Here is a 19,379-nt window from a genome sequence, read left to right on the forward strand (position 1 = left end):
GGTCGCGCAGTTGCACCCGCGAACCGATCCGCAGTCATCGCGGCGTTGTGGAGCCGCGCTCATCGGTGCGAGCGGCGCACCCGAACGACAGCGCCGCATGCACACAGGGTCTGCCCCACGGGTAGACGGGGAGGGAGTCATGCGAAGGAACCACCGGGGGCGCTCGCGCCCATCATCGGCACGGGAGACGGGGCGCAGGATCGCCGCCGCCCTCGGGCTTCTGGCTCTGGCGAGCGCCTCGCTCGTCGGCGTCGCGACCGCCGCGCAGGCGGCGCCGGGCACACCGGGCACACCGCAGCCGAACAGCGTCGTCTTCGAGGAGAACTTCGAGAACGGTCCGGGCACCGCGCCCGTCGTGCTCACCTCGTACGTCGGCGCGGGCGGTCAGACGTACACGGCCGACACCGCTTGGCTCACGAACTGCAACGGCGCCATCGTCAACTTCAACATCCCGTACACGTCGCAGGGCAACTGCGCCAGCGCAGTCAGCTCGGCCAACCTGCGCCAGCTCGCGTACGGTCTGGGCGTCCACAGCGGCGCAGCGAATCCCAACACGAACGACGTCGTCGCCGCGTACACCGAGGGCAACCCGGGCGCGAACGCGATCGAGTTCCAGACCGTGAACAACATCCCGGTCGCTCAGCCGTCCGGCCGGTTCCTGACCTTCAGCGTCGACACGGCCGCCGTGAACTGCGGGGTCTCTGCACCCCAGTACCAGTTCGCCTTCCTCAACGAGGGCGGCACGGCGACGAACGTCGGCGGTGTGCTGAACGCCTGCTCGTCGACGACCACTGTCGACGCGCCCGCCGTCGGACCGGTCGCCGCCAAGCCCGTCAACGTCGGCACGTACACCTCGAACGGCTCGGTGCTGTTCTCGGGGTCGAGCCTCGGCATCCGCATGACGAACGCGAACGGCTCGGGTGTCGGCAACGACGCGGCCTTCGACAACATCCGCATCCTCGACGTCACGCCGCAGCTCGACAAGGTCTTCAGCCCGGCATCCGTCGTCGCCGGTGGGGTTTCGACGCTCACCCTCACCGTGACGAACACCGCCGACCTGGCCGCCAAGAACGGCTGGTCGCTCACCGACGCCCTGCCGGCAGGTCTGACGATCGCCGACGGCGCGGCCGTGACCACGTGCCCCGCAGGAGTGGTGAACGCCCCGGCGGGCGGCACGACGATCACGGCCTCGGGCAACCTCACGGCCGGGATGGCCTCGTGCGCGATCACGGTCAACGTCACGTCGCCGGTGGCCGGCTCGTTCACGAACGGTCCGGACAACATCACCAGCACCGGTCTCAACCCGCCCGCCGACACCACCGTCGTGTTCGACGAGCAGGCACCGGCGATCCGCGTCGTGAAGTCGGCGACCCCCACCTCGGAGGAGCAGTTCACCGCCGGCCAGGCCGTCACCTACTCCTTCGTCGTCACCAACACCGGAAACGTCGCGCTCACCGACGTCGAGGTCACCGACACCGGGTTCACCGGAACCGGCATCCTCTCGCCGGTCGTCTGCCCGGCGGGCGCGGCGAACCTCGCGCCGGCTGCCTCCGTGACCTGCACGGCGACGTACACCGTCACGCAGGACGACGTCGACAACGGCTCGATCACGAACTCCGCGACCGCGACCGGCACCCCGCCGCAGGGGCCGCCGCCCGTATCGCCCCCGTCCGAGGTCACCATCCCGTCGGTCGACCCGGCTCCCGCCCTCACGATCGTGAAGAGCTCGGACGTCGAGACGATCGACGAGGCCGGCGAGACCATCACGTACTCTTTCCTCGTCACCAACACGGGCAACGTCACGCTCAACGACGTCACCGTCACCGACACCGACTTCTCGGGCACCGGGCAGCTGTCCGCGATCACCTGCCCTGCAGGCGCCTCGACGCTCGCGCCGAACGCCTCCGTGACCTGCACGGCGACCTACGTCGCCACGCAGGCCGACGTGGACGCCGGTGAGATCGCGAACACCGCATCGGTGACCGGCACCCCGCCGAGCCCGCTGACGCCGCCGCCGGTCGTCCCCTCGAACGAGGTCGTCGTCGAGGTGCCGCCGGCACCCGCGCTCGAGGTCGAGAAGACCGCGAACCCGACCACGATCACGGCCGCCGGCCAGACGATCACGTACTCGTTCCTCGTGACGAACACGGGCAACGTGACGCTGACCGACGTGACCGTCACCGAGACGGACTTCTCCGGCACCGGCGACCTCTCGGCGATCGCGTGCCCTGCAGGCGCGGCATCCCTCGCCCCCGGCGCCTCCGTCACCTGCTCCGCGACCTACGTCGTGACGCAGGCCGACGTCGACGCCGGATCGGTCACGAACGCGGCGACCAGCACCGGCACCCCGCCGAACCCGCTGACGCCGCCGCCCGTCTCGCCCGAGGACGAGATCACGGTCGACATCCCGCCGGCACCCGCGATCACGGTCGTGAAGTCCGCCGACGAGGCCGCGCAGGACGACATCGCCGTGGGGCAGGAGATCACGTACTCCTTCCTCGTGACGAACACCGGCAACGTCACTCTCGCTGACGTGGAGGTCGTCGAAGGCGACTTCTCGGGTGCGGGCGACCTGTCGGCGATCACCTGCCCGGCCGGGGCCGCGTCTCTCGCTCCCGGCGCTCAGGTCACCTGCACCGCGACCTACACGGTCGTGCAGGCCGACGTCGACGCGGGCACGGTGACCAACACCGCGACCGCCACCGGCACACCGCCCACCGGCCCCGACCCCGTGTCGCCGGAGTCCGAGGTGTCGGTGCCCAGCGCGCCGGCTCCCGGTCTGAACGTGGTGAAGACCGCGAGCATCGACCGTGCGACGGCTGTCGGACAGGCGATCACCTACTCGTTCGTCGTCACCAACACCGGCAACCTGACGCTCACCGACATCGTCGTGAACGAGACCGGCTTCACCGGCACCGGGACGCTGTCGGCGGTCACCTGCCCCGCGGGAGCGGCATCGCTCGCCCCCGGCGCGCAGGTCACCTGCACGGCGACGTACTCGGTGACGCAGGCTGATCTGGATGCCGGATCCATCCGCAACATGGCGACGGCCGGCGGCACCACCCCCGGCGGTGACCCCTTCACCTCCGATCCGTCGATCGTGTCGGTCGAGACGCCCGGCGTCCCGCTCGCCGTCACCGGTGGCGAGGTCGCGGCGTGGGTCGTGGTCGCCGCGCTGATGCTGCTCGCCAGCGGTGCGGCTCTGCTCCTGATCCGCCGGAAGCGCGCGACGGAGGATGCCGATCAGCTGATCGGCTGACGCCCTGACGACTGTGCGGTGCCCGCGGTGACGCGGGCACCGCACAGTCGCGTCCGGGCGCGGTCCTGCTCGTCGTCCGTCTGCGTGCCGATGCCCGATCCGGCTCCCGCTGACGCCCGCGCACGGGAATGCCCCTCCCGAGCGACCGGTTGCTCCCCACAGAACGACACGGGAGGACGGAACGATGCTGGCCTGGACGAAGAACGCGCAGGAACCCGGCGGGCTGGCGCTCGCCGACGTGCCCGATCCGACGCCGCGACCCGATGAGCTGCTGGTGCGCGTCGACGCGTTCGCCCCGAATCCCGGGGACCTCGCCGCGCTGCCCTCCCTCTCCGATGGCGCGATCCCGGGGTGGGACGGGAGCGGTGTGGTGATCGAGGCCGCGGCGGACGGGCTCGGACCGCAAGCGGGGGACCGGGTCGTCTTCCTCAGCCTCGCCGCACGCGGATGGGCGGAGCGCAGAGCGGTGCCGCACACCATGACCGCGTCGGCGCCGCACGACGTCTCGCCCGAGCGCCTCGCGACGCTGCCGGTGCCGGCGACCAGCGCGCTGCGCGCCGTGCGGCGCCTCGGCTCGGTGCTCGGACGACGGATGCTGATCGTCGGCGCGACCGGAGCCGTCGGCCGTGTCGCGGTGCAGCTCGCTGCGCGCTCGGGCGCGCACGTGGTCGCGGTGGCTCGCGACGAAAGACAGCACGAGGAGCTCCGCCGTCTCGGTGCGCACGAGGTGCACGGTACGACCGAGGCCGTCGAGGGCCGCGTGCACGGCGCGATCGACCTCATCGGCGGCGACGAGCTGGTGCGCGCCTACTCTCTGCTCGCACCGGGAGGCACGGCCATCGCGCTCGGGCACGCGGCCGGCGCAGACGAGCACTTCCCCTACGGCGCGTTCGTCGCAGACCCCGCGACCGCGGATCGTTCCATCACGAGCTTCTTCCTCGGATCCGAGCCAGGACTGCCGGAGGAGATGGCCTACCTGGCCGCGGACCGGGACCTCGACGTCGGCCCGCTCGACATCCGGCCCTGGACCGAGGTGGCCGACTGGGTGGCATCGGGTGGCGCGCGGACCTCCGGTCGCCCGGTGTTCCGAATCGCGCACGACGACTGAGGCGCGTTGCAGGCGGGACGCCCCCACCACGGGGGAGGCGGCGGAAAGGGCGCCCCGCCTGGCATCGCCGAAGGGCGACGCCGCAGCATCCGCATTGCGGTGCGAATGGCTGTTTCGCAAGCGTGACACCCCTGCGCCCGGCGCGCAAGAGGGATTGCTTATCGGTATGCCGGGAGTCGCCGTGGGGCGTCAGAGCACGATGTCCGCGGGAGTCGCGAGCGGGATGCGGTCGGTCGGTCTCGCGGTGCGTCGCGGCAGCACGTCGGCATCCGTCAGCGGACCGAGGTCGATCCCGGTCAGACGCGCGATCTCGGCGACGGAGACCTGGAACGTGCGGAAGCCGCCGAGCGGCGGCGCCGCACGCAGACCCTCCGAGAGATCGACCAGATCCGACTGGTCGAGCAGGAAGCCGGCCGCGGCGAGCCCGTCAGGCCCCTGCCAGGCGGCGACCTTCCAGAACCGCAGCGGGATGAGGATGCCGCGGTACGGCGGATCATCGTCGCCGAGCACGGGCGCCGTGAACACCGAGACGCGCTGATCCGTCGACTCCGCGTACGCGAGCACGTGGTCCTCGAGTCCGAGCCACAGCTCCTTCGACTGGTTGAACCCGGCTGCCTGCGGGGCGGCGTTCGGATAGAAGAACGTCGCCTCCATGGCCTCGCGCGCCTCGGCCGCGCCGCCCCAGCCCGGGTCCCGCCGCCGCACGAGGTGCCCGCGGTCGAGGTCGTTGCGCGCGTACACCTCCGGTCCCGTCTGCAGATCGGCGTCGACACGGGGGTCGAGGCGCCACTCTCCCGAGCGCCCGAGGTCGAGCAGTCGCGAGCCCTCGATGTTGACCCCGGTCACCGCGGCGAGGCGGCGCTCCGGGTGGAGCAGCACCGTGAACCGGGGGTAGGTCAGCTCGCGCACCGCGCCGGGCGGCAGGGGCAGCGGCACGGGGGCGGGCAGGAAGTCGAGGTCGTATCCGTCGGCCATGACCCCATCGTGCCGTGCCCCACCGACAGGCGTCGAGACCCACCCGCTGCGCCGAGACCCACCGCCCCCGACGTATCGGGCGATGGGTCTCGACGAGGGTGGTGGGTCTCGGCATCACGAGTGTGCGAGCCGACGCATCCCGATCACGGGGTGGGCATGCCGCCGTTCACATTGAGCGTCTCACCGGCGACGTAGCTCGACTCGGCCGACGCGAGGAACACATAGGCCGGCGCGAGTTCGGCCGGCTGACCCATGCGTCCGAGCGGGGTCTCCTCGCCGAACTGCTCGATCTTCTCCTGCGGCTGGCCGTCGCTCGGCTGCAGCGGCGTCCAGATCGGGCCGGGCGCGACGGCGTTCACGCGAATGCCCTTCGGTGCGAGCTGGTCTGCGAGACCCTTCGTGAACGCGTTGATCGTCGCCTTGGTCGACGCGTAGTCGACGAGGATGCCCGACGGCGAGTACGCCTGGATCGAGGTCGTGTTGATGATCGTCGACCCGGGCTTCAGGTGCGGCAGGGCGGCCTTCGTGATCCAGAACATCGCGTAGACGTTGGTCTTGAAGGTGTCGTCGAACTGCTCGTCGGTGATGTCGGTCAGCGACTCCTGGAAGATCTGCTTGCCGCCGTTGTTGACGAGGATGTCGAGCCCGCCGAGCGCGCCGACGGCCTCGGACACCAGGGTGCGGCAGTACTCGGGGTCGCGCAGGTCGCCGGGGATGGTCGCGACGTTCGCACCCGCTTCGCGCAGGATGCCGGCGATGCGCGCCGCATCCTCCTCCTCCTCGGGCAGGTACGACAGGGCGACGTCCGCACCCTCACGGGCGAACGCGATCGCCGTGGCCGCACCGATGCCGGAGTCGCCGCCCGTGATGAGCGCCTTGCGGCCCTTCAGGCGGTCGGAGCCGCGGTACGACTCCTCACCGAGATCGGCCTTCGGGGTGAGATCCGCGTCGAGACCCGGCTCGGGCATCTGCTGCTTCTGCGGTTCGATGTCGGAGTAGAGCTCTGCAGGGTTGACGAAGGTGTACTGGTCACGAGACATGGTGTGTCCTCTCCTTGTTTTCCGGTCTGTGGTCGGTCTGCGATCCGGGCGTTCGATCGCCCGGAGTGCGGTCAGCTGTCGGGCAGCAGGTCGTCGGGCATGACCTCGCGCATGGTCATCGCCGCCGTCAGGAACGCCAGGTGGCTCAGCGCCTGCGGGGTGTTGCCCCAGGCCGAGCCGTCGTCGGCGTCGATCATCTCGGCGTAGATGCCGACGTCGTTCGCGAGGGCGAGGAGCTGGTCCATCCGCTCCCGCGCCTCCTCGTGCCGGCCGACGCACGCGAGCGCCTCGGTCAGCCAGAACGCGCACGCGACGAACGTCTTCTCCTCGGCCGAGACGCCGCTGTAGCGGTACAGCAGCGCGCCGGCCCCGAGCTCCTCGATCAGGGCGTCGATCGTCGTCGACATGCGCTCGCCGCGGTCGAAACCGCTCGGCGCGTGCAGCAGCACCGACGCGTCGAGGGTGTCGGCGCCGGCGTAGAAGACGTACGCGGAACGCTCCTCCGACCAGCAGTGCTCGTCGATCCAGTGACGGATGCGGTCGCGCTCCGCCCGCCAGCGCTCGGCGCTCCCCGGAATGGCGCCCGCTTCGGCGAGGGCGACAGCATCCTCCAGCGCTTTCCAGCAGCCCATCTTCGACGACGTGTAGTGACGCTCCTCCGGGAGCTCCCACATTCCCGAGTCGGGGTTGCGCCACACGTCGCACGTGCGGTCGGCGATCTGCGACAGCATCCGTCCGGTGCCGATGTCGAGCACGTTGCCCGCGTCGACGTAGGTGCGGCAGATCGCCATGAGGTCGCCGTAGACGCCGAGCTGCAGCTGCTCGCCCGCCGGATTCCCGGTCACGACGGGTCCGATGCCGTTCCACCCCGACACGTCGTACTCGGTGGGCTCCGGCACGAGGCCGCCGTCGAGCGTGTACATGACGTGCAGATCGTCGCCGTGGCGGCGGATCGTGTGCAGCAGCCACGACAGGGCGGCGTGCGTCTCCTCGCGCAGCCCGAAGCGCACGAGCGCGTGCGTCGTGTACGCGAGGTCGCGGACCCAGGCGTGCCGGTAGTCCCAGTTCTTGCCGCCGTCGGGATTCTCGGGTAGCGAGGTGGTCGCGGCCGCGGCGATCGCTCCCGAAGGGCTGTAGATCAGCAGTTTGAGGGCGAGCGCGCTGCGCTGCACCTGCTCGCCCCACGGCCCGTCGTATGAGAACACCCGCGACCAGTGCTGCCAGTGCTCGATCGTGCGGTCGATGCCGTCGTCGACGTTGTACGGGTCGGGCAGATGCAGCGGCTCGTCGTGCGTGGCGGCGACGGCCAGCAGATGCCGGGATCCGGGGGTCGCGGTGAACCCGCCGGTGAGCTCGGCGCCGAGCGGCGCCGTCGGGTCGGGGTCGGCCGGACCGTGCTCGAACCCGGTCAGGCCGAACGCGGTCTTCCCGCTCCGGATCACGTCGCCGTGCTGCGTGCGCTCCAGCCACGGGGATGCCGTCTGCAGCGACGAACCCGGCTGCACGCGCCAGCGCAGGGCGACCTCGCCCTCGACGCCGTCGATGCGTCGCGCGAGCTCGGCCCACGGCATCCGTCCGGCGACGCCGGAGACCATCGCGTCGGTCACCCGCACCACGCCGTCGTCGGTCGTGAAGGTCGTCTCGAGCACGTTCGTGTCAGGGATGTACCGCCGCTCGGAACGGAACTCGGCGACGGGCCGCAGTTCGAAGCATCCGCCGGTCTCGTCGTCGAGCAGCCGCGCGAACACGGGCAGGTCGGTGAGGTCAGGGAGCGGCAGCCAGTCCACGCGTCCGTCGTCGCCGATCAGCGCGACCGTGCGACCGTCGCCGATGGGCGCATACGAATCGATCGGTCGAACGGAGGGGGAGGACGGCATGTCCTCATGCTCGACCCGCACGCGCCGACGGGCAAAGACCTTGCGCGGCGGTGGGGGTGTGCGTTACGCGCGTGCGCAGAAGGATCGTGCGCCGAGGAGGCCGTCAGGGGCGGACGCGCACCGTTCGGCCCTCGAACGTCACGAGGTCGCCGTCGTGCAGCTGGCGTCCTCGACGCCTGTCGACCTCGCCGTTCACCTTCACGAAGCCGTCGATCACGACCTCTTTCGCGTCTCCGCCCGAGTCGAGCAGCCCCGAGTACTTCAGGAACTGACCGAGGCGGATCATCTCTCCGCCGATGGAGATCTCGTCGATCGGGCCGGAGTTCGTCATCCCAGAATGCTATCGCCGAGGGCGGCGGGCGAGGGAGATGGTGGGCGGAGCGGATGAAGGCGCTCCGCCCACCAATGCCGTCGACGAGGGGAGGACGGCGGGAGAACGATCGGTCGGCACCCCGGCCGTTTGCGATCGCGGTACAAGAAGACCACGATCGCGTTCACACGTCGCCCGCCCCAGTGTGAAAGGGCGGGCTCGGTGACGGGTCAGTCGTCGGAATCGGTGCCGACGACCGCGAATTCGGCGTCGAAGTCGATGTCGATCGACCGGCGGTCGTCGGTCACGACCTGGGCGTCGTACGGGCTGGACGCGTCGTCGTCGGCGTCGAGGTCGGTGATCAGGCCGTCCGCCTCGTCGAGTGCGGCGGCGACGAGCGCGCGGATCGCCGCGTCGTCGAGAACGTACGCGGGGGCGGTGTCGTCATCGTCCTCGTCCTGCGAGGAGACCACCGCCGCCGTCCCCTCCGCATCCACGCGGACCTCGGTCTCGCCGCCGGTCGCGGTCGTCAGCTCGACCTCCCACGCGCCGTCGCGCTTGGCGTCGATCGAGGTGACTTCGCCGTCGGCCGCGCCGCGCGCCGCGTTCGCGATGTCGACGAGCTCGTCGGCGGATGCCGTGCCGATGCCCGCCACGGGGCCCTTGCCCGGTCCTGCACCCGGGCCGTCGTCGTCGCGGCGGTCGCCGCCGCGGTCGTCGCCGGGGCGTCCGTCCTGCGGGCCTTGGGCGGGGCCGTCGTCGTCGCGCGGTCCGTCGGAGAAGCCCGGACGGTCGTCGTCGTCGTCGAACTCGTCGCCGATGGCCGCGCCGACCGCGACACCGCCGCCCGCGAGCAGCAGGGCGGCGAGCACTCCGCCGCCGATCAGCAGGCCGCGCTTGCGACCGTTCCTCGCCGCGGGGGCGGGCTCGGCGGGCGCGGGCCCGGGCGCCGCGGCAGCGGGTTCGGGGGATGCCGGAGTGGCGGATGCCGGAGCGACGGGCACCGTCGGGGCATCCGGCGACGAGATCGGGGTGGTCTCGTCGGAGCTGTGGTCCTGGTTCGGGGTCTTGTCGTTCATGTCTCCGATGGTGTCGGAGGGGCGCTGAAGCGATCCTGAAGCGACCTGAAGCCCTTTTCAGGAACGCGGCGAGGGCCGTGCGGCGCGTACCGCGTTTCGTCTCGTCGCTGCGCTCCTCGCTCAACGACCCGTGTGGCGACGTTTCCCCTCATCGACCCGGCGCGGCACAGGGCACCCGCGGGTCGTTGAGCGAGCCGGAGCGAGACGAAACGCGGCGAGGGCCGTGCGGCGCGCTCACCGACCCGGATGGGCGAGGGGCAGCGTCACGACGAAGCGCGCCCCGCCCCAACGCGAGTCGTCGACCGTGACGGAACCGCCGGCGGCGGTGGCGATCGCGCGGACGATGGCGAGTCCGAGGCCGCTGCCCCCGGCATCCCGGCTCCTGGCCTCGTCGAGTCGCACGAAGCGTTCGAAGATCCGCTCGCGTTCCTCGGGGGGAACGCCGGCGCCGTCGTCCTCGACCGTGACGAACACGTGCCGGTCGGCGGGCGTGACGCCGATCGCGAGGCGTCCGCGGCTGTGCCGGGCGGCGTTGTCGGCGAGGTTGCGCAGCAGCTGTCCGAGCAGACGGGGGTCGCCATGGACTCGCGCTGCCGCGATGCCCGAGCCGTCGACGTCGAGGCCGGACGCCCGCAGCCGCCGCACCTCGCCGAGCGCGATGTCGTCGAGGTCGACGGGCTCGGCATGGGAGCCCGCACCCTCGTCGAGGCGGGCGAGCAGCAGCAGCGACTCGACGATGCCCTGCAGGCGCAGCCCCTCCTCCGACACGACCTCGGCCAGTTCGCCGATGCTGGTGGTGCCCGGGTGCGCCTGGGCGAGCTCGGCGTGCTGGCGGATGGTCGCGAGGGGCGATCGCAGCTCGTGCGAGGCGTCGGATACGAAGCGCCGCTGGGCGGTGGCTGAGGCGTCGAGCCTGTCCAGCATCCCGTTCATGGTGGTGGCGAGCGCGGCGACCTCGTCGGCCGACGGTGGCACTTCGACGCGGCGGTGCAGGCGTTCGGCGGTGATGCCGTCGACCTCTTCGCGGATGCGGTTCACGGGCCGCAGGGCGCGTCCGACGACGAGCCACGTCGTGACCGCCACGAGGATCAGCAGCAGAGGGACGGCCACGATCAGCAGCACCGCCACGGTCGAGAGCGCTTCGTCGTCGTCGTCCAGACGCACCGCGAGCACGATCGTCTGATCGTCGCGCAGGTCCTCCGACACCACGAGCATCGGCGTGCCGTCGATCGTCCTGGTGTGCGTGTCGCCGTCGGAGGGCAGCGCGGTCGAGCCCAGCTCGTCCTGTGCCTCTTCGCTCGCCGCGCGCACGACGCCGTCCGGGCCGATGATCTGCACGATCTCGTCGTCGAGGGTGCGGATGTCGCGGCCGCCCGGTCCGTCGAGCCGGTCGGCGAGCTCTTCCACGCGCTGTTCGGCGGCACGCTCGGTGCTGGCGCGGATGCTGGTGGTCAGGATGCCGTAGAACGAGAACGCTCCGACGATCAGCGCGACGGCGACCACGGCCGTGGCGCCGAGCGTCGTCCTGCCCCGAACGGAGCGCCAGCCGCGGCTACCCACCGTCGGCCGCCAACCGGTATCCGGCGCCGCGGATGGTCTCGATCGCCTCGCGGCCGAACGGCTTGTCGACTTTGCGGCGCAGGTGGCCGACGTACACCTCGACGATGTTCGGGTCGCCGTCGAAGTCGTCGTCCCAGACGCCGTCGATGAGGGAGCGCTTCGAGAGCACCTGGCCGCGGTGCCGCATCAGATGCTCGAGCACCGCGAACTCGCGGGCCGTGAGGGTGATGGCGATGTCGCCGCGCCACACGCGGTGCGCGGCGGGGTCGAGACGCAGATCACCCGCTTCGAGGACCGCCGGCCGGGCGACCGCTCCCCGCCGGACGAGCGCGCGGAGGCGCGCGACGAGGATCGCGAACGAGAACGGCTTCGTGACGTAGTCGTCGGCGCCGCTCTCGAGCGCCTCGACCTGATCCCACTCGCCGTCCTTCGCGGTGAGCATGAGCACGGGGGTCCAGTTCTCCTCCGCGCGCAGCGCCTCGCAGACCTTCCAGCCGCTCATCCCCGGCATCATGAGGTCGAGCACGATCGCGTCGTAGCGGGTCTCCCGCGCACGCCACAGCCCGTCGACGCCGTTGTGCGCGACGTCGACGGCGAAGCCCTCCGCCTCGAGCCCCCGCCGCACGGCGTCGGCGAGGCGCACCTCGTCGTCCACCACCAGGATCCGCATTCCTCCAGTGTGGTGGCCGCGCGCTGAATCCGCGCTGAAGGACGGCCCGAACGCGCTGTACCGGAATGGCGATACCGCGGTCGCCGTCCGCTCGTTCGTCTTTATCTCATCTCAATAAAGTGGGCTAAAGCTTGAAAGAGAGGCTCGATGGACAGCGTTCTCAATCCATACACTCCCAATGCGGGTGCCTCGCCCGACATCGTCGTCGGGCGGGAAGAGCAGATCAGGGCGTTTCGAACCCTCCTGCAGCGACTGGCCCGCGGCAAGACGCATCAGTCGATGGTGATCACCGGGCTGCGCGGCGTGGGCAAGACGGTCCTGCTGAACGAATTCGGTGACATCGCGCGGTCCGAGCGATGGGAAGTGGTCGAGATCGAGGCCAGCAAGCACGACGACACGCGGTTTCGACAGAACATGGCCTCCTTGCTCAAAGCCACCCTGCTCAGGCTCTCCCCGAGGGCGAAGTGGACGGACAGAATGCGCCGCGCCGCCGCGGTCGTCACCTCCTTCGCGCTCTCTGTCGATCAACAGGGTGCATGGTCGCTGTCCTGGGACGTCGAGGCGGCGGAGGGCTTCGCGGACCATGGAGAGCTCGGCATGGACCTCACCGATGTCCTCGTCGCGGTAGGAGAGGCCGCCCAGGAACATGGGCGGGGCGTCGCCATCCTCATCGACGAGGTGCAGTTCCTCAGCGCGAGGCAGCTCGAGGCTCTCATTCAGGCGATCCACAAGACGGTGCAACGGAAACTGCCCATCACCTTCGTGGGAGCCGGTCTCCCGCAGATCGCGGAGCTCGCGGGTGATGCGAAGTCGTATGCCGAGCGACTGTTCCAGTTTCCGAAGATCGATTCTCTCGACGAGGGGAGCGCGCGCGAGGCTCTCGTCGAGCCGTCGCGAGCGGAAGGAGTGGAGTACGAACCGGATGCGGTGGCTCTCGCCATTCACATCACGCAGGGGTATCCGTTCTTCCTTCAGGAGCTCGGATATCAGGTGTGGGAGATCGCGGAAGGATCGCCGATCACTCGTGCGGACGTTCTCGACGCTCGGGAGGGATACGAGGCGAAACTCGACGCCTCCTTCTTCCGAGTGCGACTGGATCGCGCCACCCCGTTGCAGACCGCCTACATGCGCGCCATGGCACAGCTCGGACCTGCGGCGCAGAAGGCGTCCGATGTGGCCAGGCTGATGGGCCGCGAATCCACCCAGCTGGGACCCACGCGAGCAGAGCTCATCGACATGGGCCTGCTCTACACCCCGGAGCACGGCTACGCGGCGTTCACGGTTCCCGACTTCGACAAGTTCATGATGCGCGCGGTTCCGACCTTGATGGTGCCCGAGGTGCAGAAGCGAAAGCGCCGACCGGCGCGTTGAAGGACGGCCCGAACGAAACGAAGCGGAGAGGGCGACTCGAGCTCTGCCAGAATCTCGGTATCCGGTGCAGCGACCGGTGACGGACCCTGGTGGGGAGGGCGTGATGGGCGACGACGAGCACGCGGGCGACGACGACTTCGCGACGATCCTCCGCAACGCCGTGCGCCGCCGGGGCATGTCGCTGAGGACGCTGCAGCAGCGGCTGAGGGACCGTGGCCACGAGGTGAGCGTCGCCGCGCTGTCGCACTGGCAGTCGGGGGCGCGCATCCCCGGCACCGACGCCTCCGCCGACGTCGTGCACGAGCTCGAGGATCTGCTGCGGCTCGACGACGGAGTGCTCGCCGGCAAGCTCGTGCCCCGTCGCCGTGTTCCGGCAGACGGGAACGTGCCGTTCGCGAGCTTCGTCGGGCTCGAGCACAACGAGGTCACCGACGAGAGCGCGCCACGACAGCTGTCGGAGCGCTCGTCGACGCTGATGACCTACGTGGATGCCGAGGGCCTGCTCTCACGCAACGTCGCCAGGAACGTCTGGCAGGCGAGGATCGACGGAGCCCGGGAGGTCGCGGTGTTCGTCACGGTCGAGCCCGGCGAGACGCAGGCTCCCGGCGTCCGCGCCGTGCTCGGCTGCGATCTCGTCGACGTGGTCGTCGACATGGCACAGCGCGTCATCCGGCCGATGGTGCGGTTGAAGGCGCCGCTCCGCCGCGGCGAGCTGGTGATGACGGAGTGGGAGACCTTCGACCACCGGTACGCCGACGATGCGATCAGCGAGATCCAGTCTCTCGTGGCCGTGCGGCGTGAGGCCGAGGTCGGCGTATTCATCTACTTCGACGACGAGCGGCTTCCGCGCCGGTGCTGGGCGACGACGCAGCAGGACGGTGTCGAACGCTCCTTCCCGGTCTCGCTCATCGGCGGCTGCGCCTCGCACATCGAGTTCGACTTCGGCCCGGGGAGCATCGCGATCGAGTGGGAGTGGTGACCCGGCGCGCGCAGCGAAGGAGATCACACGCAACGAAGGACCGGATGCCGGCATCCGTCCTTCGTTACGTGCGATCTCCTGCGCAACGGATGCGGAACGGATGCGGAACGGATGCGGATGCCGGGCGTCAGACGTCGGTGCGGAACCCGGATGCCTTGTGCGTGCCGTCGCAGAACGGCTTGATCGTCGAGAGCCCGCACCGGCACAGGGCGACGGTCGGTCGCGTGACCTCGATCGTCTCGCCGTCGACGGTCTGCAGCACGGCGGCCCCTCTGACCAGCAGGGGTCCGTCGGGGTACGCCGTGATCGTGACGTCGTCGGCCGCGCGACTCATGCCCGCGCCCCCGTGCGCAGCGACGACTCGCCGCGCTGCCAGGCGTCGAGGATGTGTCCGCCCATCCATCCGTCGACCGTCAGGCATGCCGAGGCGCCGAACATGATGTCGTCGAGCAGCTCCGGGTGGTCTTCGGCGAGGGCGCCGGCGAGGTCGCGCCCGGCGATCTGCTCGTGCACGGCATCCGCCTCGACGTGCTCGTCGAAGTAGTCGGTGACGTCGTCGGGGTAGCCGAGCCGGCGCAGCCCGTCGGCGTACAGACGGCACGGGATCGACGAGGTCATCTCGTAGGCGGCGAGGTGTCCGACGATCGCGCCGACCAGCCGCCGGTTCAGCCCGAACATCGACATGAGGTTGTGCGAGGCGAACGTGATCGCCGGCACGTCGTCGACGTAGGTGCCGTAGGTGTCGTCGAGGCCCATGCCGCGCATCGCCCGCGCGAAGATCGTGGCGTGCACGCGGTCGGGTCGGCCGCCGCCGTACTCGTCGGTCTGGATCTCCACGAGCGCCGCCTTCGCCCGACCGTGCAGCCGCGGGATCGCCCAGGAGTGCGGGTCGGCCTCGCGCAGCGTGTAGATCGACCGCTGGATGAACATCTCCACGGCGTTCTCGCGGGTCGCCTTCCTCGCCATGTACCGCGACAGGCTCGGGCCGGTGTCGGCCGCAGCGAGCGCGAACAGGGCGCGGCCCACGGCATCCACCGTCGGCTCGGGCGACTCCGGCTGCGGCACTTGCGCGCGCAGGGCCGCCTCGAACGCCTCCTCGAGGATCCGGCGGGCGGCGATCAGCTCTGCGTCCCACTCCAGGTCGGGGTCGAGACCGGGCAAGGAGCCGTACGACGACGCGTACAGCAGGAACAGCGACAGCTGCACGTCGTCGTCTCGGACGACATCGGAGACCGTCGGCAGCGCGGCGCGCGCGGCATCCGCCGGCCCGGTGTCGGCATGCCCGCGGAGGCGGCCGAGCACGGCCTCGCTGATCGGACCCCGCGCCGTGACGGTGTCGAGGGTGGAGTGTGCGAGCGCAGTCATCGGTGATGCTCCCATCGGTCGGATGCTCGCAGTGTGCGCCCTCGCGCGAGGGTGACAAAGGGTCTTGACGTGGAGTGGTGCTGTGCGGAAGCACGCGACGCTCGACGGGGTGCAGGCGATGTGGTTGCATGGCGGCATGACCGGGATCCGGGGGGATGCGGCGAGACGGGCAGGCGTGCCGCTCGTTCTCGCGACCATGCTGCTGCTGGGCGGATGCGCCACCGCGACGGGGCCGGGAGCCGCACCGCCCACTCCGAGTCCCACCCCGACGCCGACAGTGGCGTGCCCGCTGGTGGAGGGGCAGACGCTGCCGCCCGAGTGCGCGCCGTACGACCCCGACCACGCGATGGCGCAGAACGATCGGCACCGGGAGCGGATGGATCTCGACGAGGACGCCCGGGCGGCCGCCGCACAGCCCGCAGCCGATCTGCAGCGCAGCCTCGAAACGCTGCAGGCTTCCGGCAGCATCTCGCTCGACGCCGTCGAGCAGGCTCTCGACGACGCCGGCCTCGTCGACCCGCAGGTGATGGGCGATGAGCGTGCCGTGGCGTTCGGCGCCGCGGCCCCCGAGGGCGGCTGCGTGTTCGGCGAGCTCCGCGCCGACGTGGTCACGGTCGACGTGGGCGGCTACATCATGGACGGCGGCTGCCTGCCCGCCCAGTGACCTGCCCGCCCAGTGACCTGCCCGCCCAGCGATCGGGCGATCCTGGATCAGGGATGCACGGGGTAGTGGCTGCTGATCGCGATGCGGTTCCAGCTGTTGATGACCACGGCGAGCCACGTCACGGCGGCGATCTGCTTCTCGCTGAGCACGCCGTCGACGTCGACGCCCCGGTCGGGGAGGCGGGCGTGGTCGCCGATCATCGTCACCCGCTCGGCGATCTGCAGCGCTGCCTGCTCCTCGGGGCTGAAGTACTGCGACTCCCACCACCCGGCGACGACTGCGAGCCGGTCGGCGGTCTCCCCGGCCTTCACGGCATCGGCGCTGTGCATCCGCAGACAGAACGCGCAGCCGTTGATCTGCGATGCGCGCACCTTCACGAGTTCGACGAGCAGCGGCGAGAGCCCGGCATCCACTCCCGCGGCGACCGCCTGGTCGTTGAACTCGAGCATCGCCCGATAAGGGGCAGAGTAGATCTTGCCGATGTTCACGTGCGACACGTCGTCTCCTTGGTTCTCGGGGCGCCGGATGCGCCTCCACCGATATGACGACGCAGGGAGTCGGAGTGTGAGGGCGGGATCGGAGAACGCCCCCGGAGCGGGGCTCCGGGGGCGGCCGATCAGGAGGCGACGGAGACGGATGCGTCGGCGATGAGCCCGTCCATGAGGGTGCGCGCGTTGCCGTAGCCCTCCGAGATCGCGGCGTGCTGCATGGTCAGCAGCACGTAGTCGGCGTTCTCGGCGATCGCGAACTCCTTCTCGATCGTGGTCCAGGCCGGGAGCACCCACGGCTTGCCGTTCGCGCGTGCGGCGGCGATCACGCGGCGGAAGTCGTCGAAGTCGGCCTCGGTCTGCCGGTACGCGCCGCGACCGCTCATGGCCGCGAGGTCGCCGGGGCCGATGAAGATGCCGTCGACCGTGGGCAGGGCGGCGATGCCCTCGACGTCGCGCAGGGCCCGTGGATCCTCCACCATGGGGAAGACCTTGATGTCGCGGTCCTGGGCGGCGATCCACTCGTCGGAGTAGCCGCGGTAGCCCATGGTGCGACCACCCGCGAGGCTCCGTGATCCGAGCGGCGGGAACTTCGCGAAGTCGGTGATGCGCTTGGCGTGCTCCAGTCCCTCGATGTGCGGGATGATGACGCCGTCCGAGCCGAAGTCGAGGGCCTGCTGGATCGCGCCGCGCTCGGGCACCAGCACCTTCGAGAGGACCTCGAGGCCGAGCCCCTTGAGCAGCGGGATGAAGCGCTCGAGGGTCGCGAGGTCGAACGATCCGTGCTCGATGTCGAGCACCACGAAGTCGTAGCCGAGTCCGGCGACGATCTCCCCGATCGCGCTGCTGCCGTCCGAGAGCCAGGCCCCCTGCTTGAGTGTGTGAGTCATGATGTTCCTTTCGGTGTTCCGGGGTGCGGGCGTCAGGCGGACGCGACGACGGTGAAGCGGCGGTTGGCGAGCGAGGGGTTCACACTGCGCACCTGGGCGATGCGCTCGGGGCGGGCGTCGGCGACGGCGATGCCGGTCGACTCGCCGATCTCGCCGAGCGTGATCCCCATGGGGTCGACGATGATGCTGCCGCCGGTGCCCACTCCCGGCCCCTGCGACACCGCGGCGACGTAGAGCGTGTTCTCGATCGCGCGGGCGCGGGCGAGGGTGTTCCAGTGGTCCTCCTTGCGGGCCCCGGGCATCCAGGCGGCGGGGTAGAGCAGCAGGTCGACGCCGGCGTCGGCGTGCTCGCGCGCGACCTCGGGGAAGCGCAGGTCGTAGCACGTCAGCATCCCGACGGTCACGTCGTCGACCGTGAACGTCACCGGGCCCGCGATGTCGCCGGGGCGGATGTGGTCGGACTCCAGGAACCCGAACGCGTCGTACAGGTGGAGCTTGTGATAGACCCGCGACAGGCCCTCGTCGGGCGTCACGAGCACGAGCGTGTTGTAGCCGCGCGCCTCCCCGTCGATGGATTCGAGCATGCCGGCGACGATCGAGACCCCGGTGCGTCGTGACAGCTCGGCGAGTCCCGTCACGAACGGTCCGTCGAGCGACTCGCCCTGCTTCACGAACTCCTCGTCGAGGGTGGGGACGTCGAACATCGCGAACTCCGGGAAGACGACGAGGCGCGCTCCGGCAGCCGCCGCCTCCTCGGTGAGCCGGGAGATCTCCGCGAGGTTCGCGGCCTTGTCGTCGCCCGAGACCATCTGGCCGATCGCGAACTTCATGATGAACCTTCTTCCGTGGTGAGGCTCTCCGGGACGGAGAGCTCGGTGATGCAGTGCTGCACGAACGCCCGGCCGACCGCGTCGAGGCGGCGGTCGAACCAGGAGATCGAGGTCGTGAGTCCCACCGAGGGGTTCACGAGCGTGCGGTAGACGACGTTGTGCTGCGGGATGTCCGACAGCGACTTCGGGATGAAGCAGACGCCCATCCCGGCCGACACCATCGCCGCCTGGTCGAGGTACGAGCCCATGACCTCGAGCGAGCGCGGCGAGAATCCGGCGCGCATGCACGCGGTGACCACCGCGTCGTAGCCCGTCGGGTTGGCGGTGCGCGGCCCCTGCAGGATGCGTTCGTTGCGCAGCATCGCGAAGTCGACCTCGTCGACCCCCGCGAGCGGGTGGTCGTCGGGGAGGGCCACGAGGTACTCCTCGGCGAACAGCGCCGTCGACGAGAGGTCCTTGAGGTCGGGCTCGGTGAGCAGGATGGCGACATCGATCGACCCCTGCTCCAGCTCGTCGACGAGCAGGGAGGTCGGGATGCTGCGCACCTGCACCGTCGCGGTCGGATGCGCGCGGATGAACTGCCGAACGGCGCGAGCCGGTGAGCTGAACATCATCGCGGGCACGATGCCGACCCGCACCCGCCCGAACTCGTGGCTGCGCTGGTCGTCGAGCAGCTGGGTGATGTGCTGCATGGCCTCCAGCACCCGCCGGCATCGGTAGTAGAACTCGCGGCCCGCCTCGGTCGGCGTGATCGGACGCGTGGTGCGGTCGATCAGGGCGACCCCCACGTCCTTCTCCAGCCGGGAGATCTGCTGCGAGAGGGCCGGCGCCGTGATGAAGAGGCTGTCGGCCGCCTGCTTGAAGCCGCCGGCATCCACCAGCGTCACGAACAGCTCCAGTCGTCGTGTCTCCAT

The 19,379-nt window shown here is 70.4% G+C and carries 18 protein-coding genes; 5 read left to right on the plus strand and 13 right to left on the minus strand.

Annotated features, from left to right (window positions below):
* Positions 1 to 139 precede the first annotated feature (139 nt).
* Together MRBLWO14_RS09600 and MRBLWO14_RS09605 are read left to right on the plus strand one after the other, a co-directional pair.
* Entirely contained in the window at positions 140 to 3,259 is a 3,120-nt protein-coding gene (locus tag MRBLWO14_RS09600) for an LPXTG cell wall anchor domain-containing protein (RefSeq protein ID WP_341932929.1), read from the plus strand.
* Between the two features lie 184 nt (positions 3,260 to 3,443).
* A complete protein-coding gene (locus MRBLWO14_RS09605; protein WP_341932930.1) occupies positions 3,444 to 4,367 on the plus strand; it encodes a zinc-binding dehydrogenase in 924 nt (307 codons plus the stop codon).
* Positions 4,368 to 4,556: 189 nt separating this feature from the next.
* Here the strand turns inward: MRBLWO14_RS09605 and MRBLWO14_RS09610 are convergent, their stop codons facing one another.
* The 7 genes from MRBLWO14_RS09610 to MRBLWO14_RS09640 all read right to left on the minus strand — a co-directional run bounded on the left by MRBLWO14_RS09610 (position 4,557) and on the right by MRBLWO14_RS09640 (position 11,878).
* Positions 4,557 to 5,342: a DNA/RNA non-specific endonuclease gene (locus MRBLWO14_RS09610; RefSeq protein WP_341932931.1), complete on the minus strand. Its 786-nt coding sequence runs from the start codon at positions 5,340 to 5,342 to the stop codon at positions 4,557 to 4,559.
* 143 nt (positions 5,343 to 5,485) lie between these two features.
* A complete protein-coding gene (locus MRBLWO14_RS09615) occupies positions 5,486 to 6,382 on the minus strand; it encodes an SDR family oxidoreductase (RefSeq protein ID WP_341932932.1) in 897 nt (298 codons plus the stop codon).
* A 71-nt stretch (positions 6,383 to 6,453) separates the two neighbouring features.
* Positions 6,454 to 8,259 (minus strand): glycoside hydrolase family 15 protein, encoded by a 1,806-nt coding sequence (locus MRBLWO14_RS09620; protein ID WP_341932933.1) that lies wholly within the window; start codon positions 8,257 to 8,259, stop codon positions 6,454 to 6,456.
* 103 nt (positions 8,260 to 8,362) lie between these two features.
* Positions 8,363 to 8,590 carry an RNA-binding S4 domain-containing protein gene (locus MRBLWO14_RS09625; protein WP_341932934.1) on the minus strand — a complete coding sequence of 76 codons (228 nt, stop codon included), beginning with the start codon at positions 8,588 to 8,590 and terminating at the stop codon, positions 8,363 to 8,365.
* Between the two features lie 209 nt (positions 8,591 to 8,799).
* Positions 8,800 to 9,648, minus strand: a complete 849-nt coding sequence (locus MRBLWO14_RS09630) for a hypothetical protein (RefSeq protein ID WP_341932935.1) — start codon at positions 9,646 to 9,648, stop codon at positions 8,800 to 8,802.
* Between the two features lie 234 nt (positions 9,649 to 9,882).
* Positions 9,883 to 11,208 (minus strand): ATP-binding protein, encoded by a 1,326-nt coding sequence (locus MRBLWO14_RS09635; protein WP_341932936.1) that lies wholly within the window; start codon positions 11,206 to 11,208, stop codon positions 9,883 to 9,885.
* Positions 11,201 to 11,878 (minus strand): response regulator transcription factor, encoded by a 678-nt coding sequence (locus tag MRBLWO14_RS09640; RefSeq protein ID WP_341932937.1) that lies wholly within the window; start codon positions 11,876 to 11,878, stop codon positions 11,201 to 11,203. Before MRBLWO14_RS09640 ends, MRBLWO14_RS09635 begins: the two co-directional genes overlap by 8 nt.
* 147 nt (positions 11,879 to 12,025) lie before the next feature.
* On the opposite strand from MRBLWO14_RS09640, the gene MRBLWO14_RS09645 reads away from it, so the two are divergent.
* The gene (locus tag MRBLWO14_RS09645) at positions 12,026 to 13,249 is read left to right on the plus strand and encodes an ATP-binding protein (protein ID WP_341932938.1); all 1,224 of its coding nucleotides are present in this window, start codon (positions 12,026 to 12,028) and stop codon (positions 13,247 to 13,249) included.
* A 76-nt stretch (positions 13,250 to 13,325) separates the two neighbouring features.
* Positions 13,326 to 14,228, plus strand: coding sequence for a hypothetical protein (locus MRBLWO14_RS09650; RefSeq protein ID WP_341932939.1), 903 nt, complete (start codon positions 13,326 to 13,328; stop codon positions 14,226 to 14,228).
* Positions 14,229 to 14,355: 127 nt separating this feature from the next.
* Here MRBLWO14_RS09650 and MRBLWO14_RS09655 read toward each other — a convergent pair whose 3' ends face one another.
* Entirely contained in the window at positions 14,356 to 14,562 is a 207-nt protein-coding gene (locus MRBLWO14_RS09655; protein ID WP_341932940.1) for a CDGSH iron-sulfur domain-containing protein, read from the minus strand.
* Positions 14,559 to 15,593 carry an iron-containing redox enzyme family protein gene (locus MRBLWO14_RS09660; RefSeq protein WP_341932941.1) on the minus strand — a complete coding sequence of 345 codons (1,035 nt, stop codon included), beginning with the start codon at positions 15,591 to 15,593 and terminating at the stop codon, positions 14,559 to 14,561. Before MRBLWO14_RS09660 ends, MRBLWO14_RS09655 begins: the two co-directional genes overlap by 4 nt.
* Positions 15,594 to 15,729: 136 nt before the next feature.
* Here MRBLWO14_RS09660 and MRBLWO14_RS09665 point away from each other — a divergent pair, with 136 nt between their 5' ends.
* The gene (locus MRBLWO14_RS09665) at positions 15,730 to 16,257 is read left to right on the plus strand and encodes a hypothetical protein (protein ID WP_341932942.1); all 528 of its coding nucleotides are present in this window, start codon (positions 15,730 to 15,732) and stop codon (positions 16,255 to 16,257) included.
* A 47-nt stretch (positions 16,258 to 16,304) separates the two neighbouring features.
* Here the strand turns inward: MRBLWO14_RS09665 and MRBLWO14_RS09670 are convergent, their stop codons facing one another.
* The 4 genes from MRBLWO14_RS09670 to MRBLWO14_RS09685 all read right to left on the minus strand — a co-directional run bounded on the left by MRBLWO14_RS09670 (position 16,305) and on the right by MRBLWO14_RS09685 (position 19,379).
* Positions 16,305 to 16,754 (minus strand): carboxymuconolactone decarboxylase family protein, encoded by a 450-nt coding sequence (locus MRBLWO14_RS09670; RefSeq protein ID WP_341932943.1) that lies wholly within the window; start codon positions 16,752 to 16,754, stop codon positions 16,305 to 16,307.
* 119 nt (positions 16,755 to 16,873) lie between these two features.
* Positions 16,874 to 17,635, minus strand: a complete 762-nt coding sequence (locus MRBLWO14_RS09675) for an aldolase/citrate lyase family protein (RefSeq protein ID WP_341932944.1) — start codon at positions 17,633 to 17,635, stop codon at positions 16,874 to 16,876.
* A gap of 32 nt (positions 17,636 to 17,667) precedes the next feature.
* A complete protein-coding gene (locus MRBLWO14_RS09680; protein ID WP_341932945.1) occupies positions 17,668 to 18,465 on the minus strand; it encodes a carbon-nitrogen hydrolase family protein in 798 nt (265 codons plus the stop codon).
* Positions 18,462 to 19,379 carry a LysR substrate-binding domain-containing protein gene (locus MRBLWO14_RS09685; protein WP_341932946.1) on the minus strand — a complete coding sequence of 306 codons (918 nt, stop codon included), beginning with the start codon at positions 19,377 to 19,379 and terminating at the stop codon, positions 18,462 to 18,464. Before MRBLWO14_RS09685 ends, MRBLWO14_RS09680 begins: the two co-directional genes overlap by 4 nt.

It is taken from the genome of Microbacterium sp. LWO14-1.2, from assembly GCF_038397715.1.
Lineage (GTDB): Bacteria > Actinomycetota > Actinomycetes > Actinomycetales > Microbacteriaceae > Microbacterium.